Origin of the sequence: Vibrio sp. V23_P3S9T160, assembly GCF_963886625.1 — a bacterium.
Taxonomy (GTDB): Bacteria; Pseudomonadota; Gammaproteobacteria; order Enterobacterales; family Vibrionaceae; genus Vibrio; species Vibrio anguillarum.
Window position 1 is genome coordinate 20,735 of the sequence record NZ_CAWPDB010000120.1, and the last position, 14,614, is coordinate 35,348.

Below are 14,614 nucleotides of genomic sequence, written 5' to 3' on the forward strand. Positions count from 1 at the left end.
GTGAGCACGTAACAAATACACACATCTTTAGCCGTTTTGTAAGGAGCGCAAGCTTTTTACATTTATAATTAATTATTCTGTTTTAGGGCTCTTTTGAGCCCTTTTTTTATCTATTGTCAGCGTGGCTCGCTGCTATGCTCATACGATTACGAACGCCACGGCCATTTGAACCGTGGCGTAAGGCCGCTATGATTGGCTTTCTTCACTGATACGAGGGGCTTTTTGCAGTGAACGTTTACGCATTAACCAACCCACCATTAGCGTAGAGATTGCGATCAACAGTGTCATTAATGGCGCTAATATCAACGCATGATTGGCTATTTTGGCAAGCTTATCGGGCAAAAGAGAAATGCCGAAGCCTGAGCCGACCAAAAACAGAATCCACGCCAACGCGCTCAGTGGTGAGACGAGCAGGAAGCGTGTTGGTGTTACTGCATTACGCAGCCCTATTACCATAGGCAGCAAAGAACGTACCACTGGTAGAAAGCGTCCCATGAACATGGCCAGTAGCCCATACCTTTGGATCAAGTTATCGGTAGTGCGCCACTGTTTTTCTGAGACTTTGTTGAGCCAAGTTGAGACTAATCGCCACTCTTTAAGTTGGTGGCCTTGATAAAAGGCGATCGCACTGCCCAGCCAACCAGCAAAAACCAGCACGCCAATAATGGCATACAGGTTGAGTACCCCAACGGCCGCAAGGCTACCACACAGCACAATCACACTATCGCAAGGCAGCGGCGCGGCTGGAATAAATGCACTTTCAACGAAGATAAGCAACCCAATGCAGAGGTAAAGTAACGACAGATCGACCTGTTGTAGCGCAAACAGATCTTGATGCCATAAGGCAGAGAAAATAGACAAAAAAGTATTCATAACAAGCTTCCTCAATCAGTAAATAGTAATAATTGGTCCGATTGAAAAAGGTGTTAAGCGTGGGCGAAGCGTGAATACAGGTTGGAAAATTGCAGTGCTTTACGCACAAAAACGTGAGTTGATTGACCTATATACAGAGAACAAATGACGACAAACGCAGTGGTACTGAGAGTGTAAAAAAGTAGGGTAGTTTCTGCGCTCGTCTCTTCGTCGTCATCTGAGATTAACCGAAGCCCACTGACTCGTGGCGTTTCATGCCTTGTGGTTAAGATCGCTGCATCACGATCAACAAAAAATGGATGACTGGAAAAATGAACATGCTGGATTGTCGTAGACTCACTCGCCGAAAAGCTTTGTGTAGTATTGAGGTTGAGCGAGGAGAACAGGCTCAATAAGCTAAACAAGAAGGCAAACATCAATGATTGGATCATAACTATCGCGAGGCTACTTAAACTGAGGGTGAGTATGCGGCGTGTCAGCGGTGCGTGTAAAGGAATTTTAGCCCTGGAAAAGCGTGAAAAAGTGAGCAGCGCTGCTGCTCACTCATGATGGTTAAATATTAATGATGCAAATTATATTGCTGCCGCGGTTGAGCTCTCGCTCGCTTTTGCGCGGTTTTTAAGGAATGCGTAACCAAAGCCAGTCAGCGCCGTACCGGCCGCAATTGCGATTAGGTACATCAATACAGGTGTAATCGCATTTGGGATCAGTAGGACAAATAAGCCGCCGTGCGGGGCCATTAATTTCGCACCAAACAGCATAGACAGTGCACCGGTTAACGCGCCGCCTGCCATACAAGCTGGGATAACGCGCATTGGATCTTTCGCTGCAAATGGAATTGCCCCTTCAGAGATAAAGCATAAACCTAGTACAAATGAGGCTTTACCCGCTTCACGTTCACCGGCTTCAAATTTGTCTCTGGCAAGGAAAGTGGCAAGGCCCATACCTAACGCTGGCACCATACCCGCAGCCATAATGGCGGCCATTGGTGCGTAAGTTTGCGAAGCCAGTAGACCAACACCAAAGGTATACGCTGCTTTATTAATCGGCCCGCCTAAGTCAAAGCACATCATCGCGCCTAGGATTACACCCAGAAGTACGGCGTTGGCTGAGCCCATGTTGTTTAAGAACTCAGTCATTGCTGCCATGATGCTCGATACAGGGCCACCGACGATGTAGATCATCACCAAGCCAGTAAAGAGACTCGCCACAAATGGAATGATGAGGATCGGTTTTAGCGCTTCCATCGATTGCGGTAAGGAGACTTTATCTGCAATGAATTTAGCGGCGTAACCTGCAATGAAACCGGCCACAATACCGCCAAGAAAACCGGCTCCGGTAGAGCTTGCCAACATCCCGCCAATCAAACCAGGAGCAAGCCCCGGACGGTCAGCAATCGAGAACGCAATAAAACCCGCCATGACAGGGATCATTAATGCAAAGGCTGAACCGCCACCAATGGTCATCAGCGCTGCCGCCAATGTGCCTTGCTCTTTAAACGCTTCAATACCAAACACAAAAGAGAGTGCGATGATCAAACCACCTGCGACTACGACAGGAAGCATGTGAGATACCCCAGTCATCAGGTGCTTGTACACCCCTTTTTTCTCTTCGGTTTGATTGTTACTAGACGCTGACGATTGCGTATAAATAGACGCTTGGTTAAACGCGTTGGTGATCTCTTGCTCTGTTTTTTTCAGTGCAAGACCTGTACTGGTTTTGTACAGTTTTTTGCCGTTGAAACGATCGAGTGGCACTTCGATATCGGCCGCAATGATCACTAAATCCGCATCAGCAATCTCTTGCGCCGTGAGTTGGTTTTTCGCACCGACAGAACCACGTGTTTCTACTTTGATCTGGTGGCCAAGGCGTTTTGCATGGTTTTCTAGCGCTTCTGCCGCCATAAAGGTGTGTGCAACACCCGTTGGACAAGCGGTGATAGCCACGATTTTTTTAGCGGCTTGCGTTACGACTGGCGCAGACACCGTTTTTGCCTCTTGCTCAGTTAGGATAGTTGCTGCATTTATCGCGCTGTTTAAAAAAGCAACGGGATCAGACGTGCAGGCTGAAATGTCACTTTGGTACACTTTTTTGCCGATAAAGCGGGTGGTATCTATTGGTGTATTACGAGCAATAACCACCACATCTGCGTTGTCGATTTCACTGCTAGAGAGCGTATGGCCTTGAATGATGCTGGAATGGCATTCAACCACAGCGGTCCAATTGAGCGATTTTGCCGCTTGTTCAAGCAGCCCGGCAGCAATGATGCTGTTTGCAACACCACTGGGGCATGCGGTAATAATAGCAATCTTCATAGTTACGACCTTCTGTCCTTATGAGTTAGCGCTTAAGCTAACGGGTTGTAATTGGATTTGTTGTTGTAGGGTTTCGAGTTGTTTTCGGTTTGACATACCCACGCCGACTTGCGTAACAGCTAACGCAGAGAGGGCGGTGGCAAAAGTAAGCAGTTCTGTTTTTTCCATCTGCTGCATGTGTCCCCAGCAAAGGCCAGCGACTAAAGTATCGCCTGCGCCAACAGTGCTAACGACCTGCATACGTGGTGGTTTTGCATGCAGCCATTGATGTTGGTTCAACCACATCACGCCATTTGCTCCCATCGACACCACGATATTTTCAATGCCTTTTTCGGCCAGTTGCGCGGCGGCAGCTTGGCATTGCTCAGGAGTGTGTAGTTCACGCCCCACAAACTGAGAAAGCTCTTCATCGTTTGGTTTAATCAACCAAGGCTTTGCGTCAAGACCCGCTTTGAGGGCATCACGACTGCTATCAAACAGCACTTTTTTACCCATGGAGTGCAGTTTTTCGATCCACGAAGCACATAATGCTGGGGAGATGCCCTGTGGCAAGCTGCCAGCGAGCACAAAATAGTCGTGATCAGCGGCTAATCTCTCGAGAGTGCGTTCAAACTGCTCAATGGCAAGCGGCGTCACTTCAACTCCGGGGAAATTGATGTCGCTCACTTCGCCCGATTGCTCCACCAATTTCACGTTAATACGGGTTGCACCATCAACACGAACAAACTCATCAATTGCGGCCATCTGATCAAATAGCTGACAGAACAACTCTTGGTTATCACGGCCAAGAAAGCCTGTCACAGTCACCTTTGCACCGAGATCGCTCAGTACTTTCGCAACATTAACCCCTTTACCTGCGGCGTGAAGTGAACCTTGTTTGACTAGGCTCACTGAGCCAACATTCAGCACATCCAAGCTACCTGTTAAATCAAGCGCTGGGTTTAGCGTGATAGTGACGACTTTATTTGTCATGGCTTAATCCTCACCCTTCACCTAGACCAGAAGCAATCGCTTTACCGATCGATTCTAATGCTTGCTCGGCGTCTGCCCCCTCAGCTGAAAACTGAAGCTGGTGGCCATGTTTTACGCCCAGCGCAATGACTTTCATCAGGCTTTTCGCATTGGCTGTTTTTCCGTCGCCATCTAAGTTAGATACTTTGATATTGGCTTCAAATTTCTTCGCTTCGGCCACCAACATCGCTCCTGGACGAGCGTGCAGACCATGTGCGTTTTTGATTTTGAATACCGCAACCTTGCTTGCTGCGCTCTCATCTTTTGTCGGAGCTTGCTCATTGTCATTGCTGAAGAAAGCCAATAATTGGGCTGCATTCGCATCGAGCAAGGTTTCTTGCTGCTGCTGAAGCACAAGCTGCGTGAGTTTATTCAGAATGTTCTGGTGAGCATTATTACAAGCGGCAATCGCGATCAAGGCTTTGACGTTGAGTTGATTGTATTCACACGCATTGGCGGTTGACACAAACGAAATACCCGTGCGTTTGACCGCTTTGTCACTGCTGATTAACCACAATCCCTTGCCTAGGTGGGTTGGCTCTTTCGTGACCAGTTCGGCAACAAATTCATTGTCAGCACAGCCGGTATTGCGTAGCAAACCGCCAGCGACGGCGCTCATCTGTACCATATCACTGGCAGGGAAAAGCAGTTGGATCAACGAAGCATCAAAATCAGGCTCAAATTGCACTTCGCCATTGAGGAGTGCAATCACATCATTGGCACTGGACGCTTGTTTCAGTTTCTCTTCAACGCCATCGGCGGACAACACTTGCGTCAGTTGTTTCAGAATACCCAAATGTTCATCGGATTTCGCGGCAATACCAATCGCGACATAAACGGTTGCGTTGTTACCCCAGTCAACGCCGTTAGGGAAGTGATGAACGGCAACACCGGTTTGCTTAACCAGTTGACGTGTATCGGTTGTACCGTGTGGGATCGCGATACCATTACCAAGAAAGGTCGAATTCTGAGCTTCACGGTTAAGCATGCCATCGACATAACCTGCTTCGACGAACCCTTTGTTGGTTAGATCCGCTGCGATAGCTCGAATCGCCTCTTGCTTGTTCGTGGGTGATTGGCCCAAAGTAATATTGTTGGAATTGAGTTGCAGCATTTTGGCCTCTTTGCCTTACGGCTTAATTCGTTATCACTTTGAAGTATAGATTTCACCTAAGCGATAGTTTATTAATATTATTTATTCAAGCTGAATCGTTTCAGCTTTTTTCCCAAAAAAATTCAGCAAACCTATTTTTGACGAAAAATGGCGCTGTTCAACTTACTCGCACTGCTCATTTTTTATAACACTCACATTTGGTGATTTTTACATCGATGAAGTGATGGTCAAATGTAGCCTTAGTTATCATTTTGTAATTTTGCTGAATCCTTTCAGCTTTTATACTGAATCGATTCAGCGTATAATTCAACTTCATCAAGGATCAAAAAATGAGTTCTATGATCCGACGCACAGAACAAGAGTGGTTGATATGACACTAGATGAGATAGCGAAGTTAGCGGGAGTCTCTAAAACCACCGCCAGTTATGTAATCAATGGCAAAGCGCAGAAGTACCGCATTAGTGAAAAAACCCAGCAGAAAGTGATGGCGGTGGTGGATGCCCATAATTACCGTCCCGATCACGCCGCTTCTGCTTTGCGAGCAGGAAATAGCCGCTCTTTTGGGCTCATCATCCCTGATCTTGAGAACACCAGTTACGCGCGTCTTGCCAAATTGTTAGAGCAGAACTCTCGTCAAGCAGGTTACCAAATTCTCATCGCCTGTTCGGACGATGACCCGCATACCGAAATGTCGGTGGTGGATGCCTTGGTCTCACGCCGCATCGATGCGCTATTTGTCGCCAGCGCGATTCCTAACGCCAGTGAGTTTTATCTCAAGTTGCAACATTCAGGCACTCCGGTTATTGCGATTGACCGCCCGTTAGATGATGAATTTTTCGCCTGTGTGATCAGTGAAGATTTCAACGCCGCGTTTGAATTGACTCACTCTCTATTAACGCCGGAGATTAAAACCGTTGGTTTGGTCGGTGCATTACCAGAGCTCAATATTTCGCAAGAGCGCCAGTTGGGTTTTGAAGCCGCGTTAAGAGCGAAAACTGTGCACAGTGTTATCGGTTATGGCGCGCACTTTAATCGAGAAGAGGGCAAACGAGTGGTGAATGAATGGATCGCCAATAACAGTATGCCAGATGCGATCGTCGCGACTTCTTACACTCTGCTTGAAGGGATCTTAGATGTACTGTTTGAAAACCCAAGCTTGATGAATCGTGTGAAGTTATCGACATTTGGTGATAACCGTTTACTTGATTTCTTGCCGATTAAAATCAACTCGTTGCCGCAGCAGTTTGAGCTGATTGCCGACAGCGCACTCGCGTTGGCACTCAACGCTTCGGCAAAACGTTATCAAGCTGGGATCGAATTGGTGCCTCGTAAACTGAAAGTTCGTATTCATTGATGGTCACTTTTTAGCTTGATTTTTATAAAGTCATCAAGAAAATTCACGTAACCTAAGCTCTGTTTTGCTCGATCTTACGTCGCTTTTCTTGGTTAATCGCGTATTATGAAGCACTTTGATTTTCGCTATCTTTAGGGTTGGAATGAAGTTTCTGCACACCTCTGACTGGCATCTCGGTCGACAATTTCATAACGTTTCTTTATTGGATGATCAGCGCGCAGTACTCAATCAATTGATTGAGTATCTGCAGTGCAATCGGGTGGATGCTTTAATCGTCGCCGGAGATATCTACGATCGTTCAGTCCCACCGACGGCAGCCATTGAATTGATGGATGATATAGTCAACCGCGTGTGCAACGAGCTTTCCATCCCCTTAATTATGATCCCCGGTAACCACGACGGGGCGAAGCGTTTAGGCTTTGCGGCCAAGCAGATGCAACACTCGGGCTTGCACATTATTAGCAATTTTGAACAGATGATGCAGCCTGTGGTACTAAAATCAGCCATTGCTGGTGAAGTGGCATTTTATGGTATGCCTTATAACGACCCTGAACTCGTTCGCCACCACTTTGGAGAGGCCGTAACCAGCCATGATGAAGCCCATCAATACCTCATTAAGCAGATTACATCGCAGTGGGATTCGTCACAACGTCACGTTATGATTAGCCACTGCTTTGTTGATGGCGCTATCGAATCTGACTCTGAACGTCCTTTGTCCATTGGCGGCTCTGATCGTGTCAGTCATCAACACTTTGTACCTTTTGATTATGTTGCACTCGGTCATCTGCACCAACCGCAGAAAAAAGGGGAAGAGTATATCCGTTACTCTGGCTCTCTAATGAAATACAGCTTTTCAGAGCAGCACCACAAGAAAGGAGCGACCTTGGTTGAATTTGATGAACAAGGTTTTGCCAGCGCCACGCATGTGCCACTGACTGCTCCTCATAGCATGCGTATTATTGAAGGTGAGTTGCTGGAGATCATCGAGCAAGGTAAAACAGACCCACACAACCACGATTATCTGTTGGTTCGTCTTACCGACAAACACGCGATACTGGACCCGATGGAAAAACTGCGTCAATCCTACCCCAACGTACTGCATTTAGAAAAACCGGGCATGTTGGTGGGAGTTGATCAAGCAATGGGGCGTGCACGTTTGGCACGCGGTGAGGTGGATATGTTCCGCGATTTTTTCTTAGAAGCTAAGCAAGAAGCGTTAACCGCAGCGCAAGAGCAAGCGGTGATCGACGTCATTCAAGCACTAAAGCCGGGAGCCCAAGCCTAATGCGTCCAATACAATTGACCCTGCAAGCATTTGGCCCCTTTGCTCATAAAGAAGTGGTGGATTTTACCGCTTTGGGTGCCTCGCCGCTATTTTTGATTAATGGTCCAACCGGAGCGGGCAAAAGTTCACTGCTCGATGCCATTTGCTACGCTTTGTATGGTGAAACGACAGGCAGTGAGCGCACTGGTGATCAAATGCGCTGCGACTACGCGGACCCGCACACGCTCACCGAAATCAGCTACCAGTTCGAGCTTGGCGGGCGAATCTACCAAGTTGATCGCTCGCCCGACCAAGAAGTGCCGAAAAAACGCGGTGAAGGCTCAACAAAAAAATCCCATGCCGCGAGCTTGTTTGAATGGGTCGATGGCGAAATGAAATTGCTTGCTAACAAACCCAATCCCGTCGGTAAAGCAATGGTGGAATTGATCGGTTTAGATGTAAAACAGTTTCGCCAAGTGATGGTCATCCCCCAAGGGAAATTTCGTGAATTACTGACTGCCAACTCCAAAGAGCGGGAGCAAATCTTTGGTCAGTTGTTTCAAACTCACATTTATAGCCAAATTGAACGAGCGCTGTTTGAGAAAGCGGCGGGGATCCGCAAAGCGAAAGAAGAATTTGATCACCAAATTAAAGGCGCATTGGACGTCGTGAATGCGACTAGCGAGTCACACCTTGAAGCGTGCATTGCTGAGCTGTCACCCCAATTAACGGCCGCTCACGCAGCGTACCTAGATGCCCAGCAAAGGTTTGATGCAGCGAGCAGCGAGCAAAAAGCGGCGCAAGCCCTTGCTAAACAATTTCAAGAGCAGCGTCAACTCGTGCAACTTAAAGCCGATCACGATGCACAATCGTCAGTCATCGATGCGGTAAAAGCTCAAAGGCATCAAGCCTTGCAAGCTACGCGCTTAGATTCACCCTATTACGAATTACAATCGTCACAACGTCAGTTAGAAGCGGCCAACCAAGCAAGAGTCGAAAAAGAGCAAGCGCTTACACAGTCACAACAGCAGTGGCAACAAGCCAAAGCGGCTCAAGAAGACGCGGCAGAAAAAGTCAAAATAGTGCCGAATCTGATGCAACAAATTTATGACTTAAACCTAATCAAAACTAAGCTTGTTGAACGGGAGCATCATCAAAAAGCGCTGCAACAAGCCTTACGTGAAGTGGAGCTCGCGACGCAAAATCGCCACAACTTGCACACCGCTGTTGAGCAGTTTGAGCAGCAAATTATGCTTAAGCGTCAAGAGTGCGAAAGAGTCAACCAACAGTTGGCTGAGTTAAAAGGACAGCGCTTAGAGCTTGAAACCATCAAACAGCAGATTGATCGCTTATTAAAGCTGCAGCAGCTTGAACAGCGTTTAGCCACAGAGCAAGCTGCACTGAGCTATAGTCAGCAGCAGTTTGAGTTGGCGCAGCGCGCAACATTGGACGCGAAGCAGCAAGCTGATAAATTAGAGCTGATTTGGCACACTAACCAAGCCGCCGAGCTGGCCCGAACCTTGGAGCAAGGTGACGAGTGCCCGGTGTGTGGCAGTTGCGATCATCCTAAATTAGCGCGTTATACCGGAGAAACGGTGACTAAGGCGCAAGTGCAGCAGGCGAGAGCGATACAGCAAAACAAACTAACCACAGAGCAAGAAACGCTAAAACAGCAACAGCAACGAGCGACCCAATACGCACGGCTTGAGCAAGAGATGGCAAGTTTGAGGGAGTCATTATCTGGAAATACGCAAAGTTTAGTGCAACTGCAGCAAGCTCAAAGCGATCTTGAGCATTCCATTGCTCATCTTGAATCGCTCAATCCAGAGCAATTAGCTCAACAATTGACAAAATTAGAATTGCAGTTAGCACAAGCTAAGCAAAATGCTGAAACGCAGCAGCATAAAGTCGAACAAGCCACCCTGACGGTTGCCAAAGAGCAGACTGAAGTTTCTGCATTAAGCCAAGGGATCCCGGAGCTGTATCAAGACAGTTTGCATTTGAACGAATCTTTAACCCAGTTAGAGCTGCAATTGGCTAATCTCAACCGTTTAGATGCGGAAACCAAAGCGCGCTTCAACCAAGCGAACGCCGATTTTTCTGGTGCGAAAGCGGCGTTGGCGGCGGCGGTCGAACACCAGATACATTGGCAAAATGCGTTTACGCAGTCACAGCAGCAGTGGCACAGTGCGCTGATTGAGAGCCAGTTTGACGATACTGAGCACTATTTACAGGCACGTTTATCTTCACAGCAGATCGAGCAGCTTGAAAAGCAGATTAAACAATTTGACGAAAGAAGTACGACGTTAAACGCTCAGCTTCAAACATTAGCCAGTGATCTGAGTGAAAAAAGTGAGCCCAATCTTGCTGAGTATGCAAGCGCGGTCGAGGCTGTAGCCATGTTACAGCAAAGCGCATTGGATCAATGGAGCACGTTACGGTCTAAAATGGATGCCTTAACCAGTGTGAAAGAAAAAATCGCTATTTTACATATAAAAAATGAAGCCTTAGAGCAAGAGTACCAAGTCTTTGGGACTTTGAGCGATATCGCCAACGGCAAAACAGGCGCTAAAGTGAGTTTACATCGCTTTGTTCTTGGCGTGCTGTTAGATGATGTGCTGATCCAAGCCTCAATGAGGCTGCAGATCATGAGTAAGGGGCGTTATCTGCTCAAGCGTAAAGAAGATCGCGCCAAAGGTAATGTGGGTTCAGGGCTTGATCTGATGGTCGAAGATGGCTATACCGGAAAATGGCGAGATGTGGCGACCTTGTCAGGTGGTGAATCTTTTATGGCGGCGTTGTCATTAGCGCTGGGGTTATCGGATGTGGTGCAATCATACAGCGGCGGTATTAAACTGGATACACTGTTCATCGATGAAGGTTTTGGCAGTTTAGATCCTGAGTCATTGGACTTGGCGATTCAAACCCTTGTCGACTTACAACAAGGAGGCCGAACGATCGGCATCATTTCTCACGTGAGCGAGCTGAAAGAGCAAATAGCCTTACGCATTGATGTCGATGTGGCGAGAAACAACGGCAGTTCAATAAGACTTGTTGCATAATGAATGGGAATGTAGGTTATCTTGTGCTAGTTATTAATAAGCATAGCGTGGCGAGTGTGACTCACTTCGGCGTTTTAAAAGACCAGGTTATGCATAATGATGATTATAAAAATGAATGTATCAGTTTGGTAAGGTTGCATGGACGTAGTAAAAAAAATATACCAGTACGCTGAGCCGAACCTCACCCTTGTGGGATGGATGGGGTTCATTGGTTTTCCCCTTTATTATTACGTGTGGACTTATCTCTTCCCACAACCTTATGAAAGTATGGAGTTACGGGCGATTTGCGCCATTTTATTTGCGGGGATTATTTTTCGCAATTCAACGCCGAAACATTTACAGCACTACTTACCTTACTATTACTTGTTTTCAATAGGATTTTGTTTGCCATTCTTTTTTGGCTACATGATGCTGATGAACGATTGGTCAACGATCTGGGCGATGTCGTTCATGGCGTCTATTTTCCTCCATATTCTCCTAGTCCACGAAACAAAAGTCATGCTGATTCAAGCAGCTATTGCATTAGCATGTGCTTACTTTGTGACTTATGGCGTAATGAACGCGGAACTGCGAGTGATGGTGGAATGGCCGTATGTACCGATTTTTCTATTTACTTACATTTTTGGCAACCTGTTTTATTTTCGTAACCAAATTGAACATGAAGCGAAGGTGTCGATTGCCAAGTCTTTTGGCGCAGGGATTGCGCATGAAATGAGAAATCCATTAAGTGCGTTAAAAGCGTCAATTGAAGTAATGGGTTCAGTATTGCCCAATCCTACTGCATCCAAATCAGAATCTTATACGCTACCGTCTAAAGATTTAGAGCTGATTGCTGGGCTATTAAGAGATGCTGATGAAGTCATTCGCTCCGGTAATGAAACCATTGATTTGCTGTTAACCTCGATTGATCAAAATAGGGTCTCAACATCGACCTTTAAAAAGCATGCTGTAAAGCCTGTTATAGAAGAGGCACTGCGCAGTTTTTCTTATAAAAGACCAGAAGACAGGCAGGCAGTGACTCTTAAGGTGGTGGATGACTTTGATTTTTTAGGCAGCAGTACACTGTTAAAATACGTGCTCTACAATCTACTCAAGAATGCGTTCTACTATCAAAATAACGATATGTTTAATATCCATATCACCTTGAAATCAAGTGAGAATTGCCACCAAATTACAGTGAAAGACAATGGTGTTGGTATTGAACCTCATTTGTTGGACGATATTTTTAAAGACTTTTATACCTTCGGTAAAAATGGCAGCTATGGGCTGGGGTTACCCTTTTGCCGTAAAGTAATGCATGCTTTTGGAGGGGATATTATCTGCCGTTCTGAACTTGGAGAGTGGACGGAGTTTACCTTAAGGTTTCCCGAGTATGATTCGCAAGCCGTTGCTAATATTAAACTCGATCTCATGAAGGCGAAATCTCTGCTTTATATCGGTAAGACAAGCATAGTGAATCGCTATCTCAGTGAGAAATCGTTCTATCTTGGTTTCCAGCTTAATGTCTTAGAGCCTGAGAGTGCTTTGTGTCGAGAAGAGTTTGAATTTGAATTTGATCTGATCTTTGTGGATCTGCAAACGTTGGATGAAACGCCGGATTACTCAACCAAACTAGAGTCTAAACTGCATTTTACACAAGCAAAAGTCTGCTATTTATATGACCAAAATCAGCGTTACGCGCTGACGATGGAGCGTCATTTAACCATTTACCCAATTGAAAAGCACAAATTGTTATTGGATGGAGCGGCGATTATTGATGAACTACTCTTTGAAACGGAAGAGCTTATTGCCGATAAAAATGTTATCCCGTTAAAACAATATGATTATGAAAAACGAATTTTGTTGGTCGATGATAACCACTCCTTACGCAGCTTCACTGCTCTGCTGCTAGAAAAGCAAGGGTATGAAGTACTGCAAGCGAGCGATGGGGAATTAGCATTACAAATGTTGGCCAATAATTCAATTGACTTGGTGTTAATGGATATTGAAATGCCGATTATGGATGGTATTTCGGCCACTTTATCTATCCGTTCATCCACCGCTTCTTACAGTAAAGTGCCTATTATTGGGCATACGGGTGACAATAGCCCTTCAACGATAGAAAAAATCCGTACATCAGGAATGAATGATTACGTTTTAAAACCAGCGGATAAAACGCTATTGTTAAAAAAATTAAGTCACTGGATTTAATAACCCTAGGTGAACCCTAGGGTTATTCCTTACCTTATCCCTCTTATTTGTGGTTGCCCCATTGGTTTAGTATGTCGATGCGTGACTTACTTGAAATAGAGACTGCTATCATTTTGGGCCCTTTCACACACGGTTAATATGGTATCAATTTGTGAGTCAGTGACATTACTATTTAACGAAAGCCGAATAATGTTTTTATTCTTTGAAGTGGCAGGCCTGCAAAAAACAGCACCAAATATTTGGTTGTCTTCTAAATAATCGCGAACTTTTTCTGTATTTCGCTCATCTCCTGTTTCTAGCGCGATGATTTGGGACTCACTTCGTACGCTTAGCCCTATACTATTTAGTCCACGACGTAGTGTGTGTGCATTGCGGTGCAACTGAGATCTTTTAGCATCGGCTGATTTAATAATGTCCAACGTTGCTTCTAAGGCTTCTACTTCATAAGGCAAAATAGTCGAACTAAAAATAGCGGGATAGCCGACAAAAGGGATGCAGTGATTCACATTATTATTCGCCCATATAGCGCCAGCGCGATACGCGAACGTTTTTGCAAGACTTGCCGTAATAAAGTCAACTTCTGATGTTAATCCTAATTCGTTGACAAGCCCTGCACCTTTCTTACCATGCGTACCGAGAGAATGGGATTCGTCAACTAAAATAGCGCATCCCCATTCTTTGGCTATGGTGACCAAATCAGTGAGAGGTGCAACAGTACCGATAGTGCTGTAAATCGAATCAACCACGATAATACCTGGTCCGTGCCGAGCGATCAGTTTTTGCAAATGTTCACAATTATTGTGCATGAATGGGCGAATATTGGCATTAGCGTAACGAGCACCTTCCCACATTGACATGTGAGCAAAAAAATCAATGTAGACGTTACTTTGTGGCCCGCACACGGCTTGCAACAAGGCAGTATTAGCATTCCATCCTGATTGAGAAAGAAGGCAACTATCAAAGCCTACAAATTCTGCAAATTTCGTTTCTAATGAAGGTTTAGACTCTTCATCTTGTAGAAAAATAGCGGACATAAAAACACTATCATGTGTTTTATCGATAGCATTTTTCAGCCGTGCTTTAATTAATGGATGATCAGCCAAGCTTAAATAATCATTACTTTGTAACACTATGTCGTTTTTTGTTGGCCTTTTCCCTAGGACTAGATGTTTTCCGTTAGCATTTGCATTAATCAAATCATTGATAAAATAGTCAATTCTAGATTGTATAGAAGCCGGTAGTTCGTGTTTCCACTTACGTGAATTCATGGTTATATCCTTTATATGTTTTTAATTAAATGCCAGCTGACAAAGGATATATTGAATATTAATTTAAAATTGTCACGAGTGAGTTTTTATTATTTTGGCTGCTATTGCAAATTAAGGTATAGTGTCTTTTATATTGTTCGTCATTGCCTAGGCTTATCCAGCC

Annotated in this window: 10 protein-coding genes; 4 read left to right on the top strand and 6 right to left on the bottom strand. The window is 45.5% G+C overall.

The window, feature by feature from the left end; translation table 11 throughout:
• Positions 1-186 precede the first annotated feature (186 nt).
• The 5 genes from AACU59_RS09015 to fruB all read right to left on the bottom strand — a co-directional run bounded on the left by AACU59_RS09015 (position 187) and on the right by fruB (position 5,313).
• Complete coding sequence (locus tag AACU59_RS09015) at positions 187-873, bottom strand: DedA family protein (RefSeq protein ID WP_176428499.1); 687 nt, start codon at positions 871-873, stop codon at positions 187-189.
• 53 nt (positions 874-926) lie between these two features.
• Positions 927-1,304 (bottom strand): hypothetical protein, encoded by a 378-nt coding sequence (locus AACU59_RS09020; protein ID WP_237666565.1) that lies wholly within the window; start codon positions 1,302-1,304, stop codon positions 927-929.
• Positions 1,305-1,445: 141 nt separating this feature from the next.
• Positions 1,446-3,188 carry a PTS fructose transporter subunit IIBC gene (gene fruA / locus AACU59_RS09025; protein WP_094144532.1) on the bottom strand — a complete coding sequence of 581 codons (1,743 nt, stop codon included), beginning with the start codon at positions 3,186-3,188 and terminating at the stop codon, positions 1,446-1,448.
• Positions 3,189-3,206: 18 nt separating this feature from the next.
• Positions 3,207-4,160 carry a 1-phosphofructokinase gene (pfkB, locus tag AACU59_RS09030; protein WP_013868484.1) on the bottom strand — a complete coding sequence of 318 codons (954 nt, stop codon included), beginning with the start codon at positions 4,158-4,160 and terminating at the stop codon, positions 3,207-3,209.
• A 10-nt stretch (positions 4,161-4,170) separates the two neighbouring features.
• Positions 4,171-5,313: a fused PTS fructose transporter subunit IIA/HPr protein gene (gene fruB / locus AACU59_RS09035; protein ID WP_094144531.1), complete on the bottom strand. Its 1,143-nt coding sequence runs from the start codon at positions 5,311-5,313 to the stop codon at positions 4,171-4,173.
• Positions 5,314-5,536: 223 nt separating this feature from the next.
• Between fruB and cra the strand changes: the two genes are divergently transcribed.
• The 4 genes from cra to AACU59_RS09055 all read left to right on the top strand — a co-directional run bounded on the left by cra (position 5,537) and on the right by AACU59_RS09055 (position 13,183).
• The gene (cra, locus tag AACU59_RS09040; protein WP_176428498.1) at positions 5,537-6,667 is read left to right on the top strand and encodes a catabolite repressor/activator; all 1,131 of its coding nucleotides are present in this window, start codon (positions 5,537-5,539) and stop codon (positions 6,665-6,667) included.
• A 142-nt stretch (positions 6,668-6,809) separates the two neighbouring features.
• Positions 6,810-7,952 (top strand): exonuclease SbcCD subunit D, encoded by a 1,143-nt coding sequence (locus tag AACU59_RS09045; protein ID WP_094145817.1) that lies wholly within the window; start codon positions 6,810-6,812, stop codon positions 7,950-7,952.
• The gene (locus AACU59_RS09050; RefSeq protein WP_094145816.1) at positions 7,952-10,993 is read left to right on the top strand and encodes an SbcC/MukB-like Walker B domain-containing protein; all 3,042 of its coding nucleotides are present in this window, start codon (positions 7,952-7,954) and stop codon (positions 10,991-10,993) included. Before AACU59_RS09045 ends, AACU59_RS09050 begins: the two co-directional genes overlap by 1 nt.
• 138 nt (positions 10,994-11,131) lie before the next feature.
• Positions 11,132-13,183, top strand: coding sequence for a hybrid sensor histidine kinase/response regulator (locus AACU59_RS09055; RefSeq protein ID WP_161437552.1), 2,052 nt, complete (start codon positions 11,132-11,134; stop codon positions 13,181-13,183).
• 86 nt (positions 13,184-13,269) lie between these two features.
• Here the strand turns inward: AACU59_RS09055 and cqsA are convergent, their stop codons facing one another.
• A complete protein-coding gene (gene cqsA / locus AACU59_RS09060) occupies positions 13,270-14,451 on the bottom strand; it encodes an alpha-hydroxyketone-type quorum-sensing autoinducer synthase (RefSeq protein WP_161437553.1) in 1,182 nt (393 codons plus the stop codon).
• Positions 14,452-14,614: the final 163 nt, after the last annotated feature.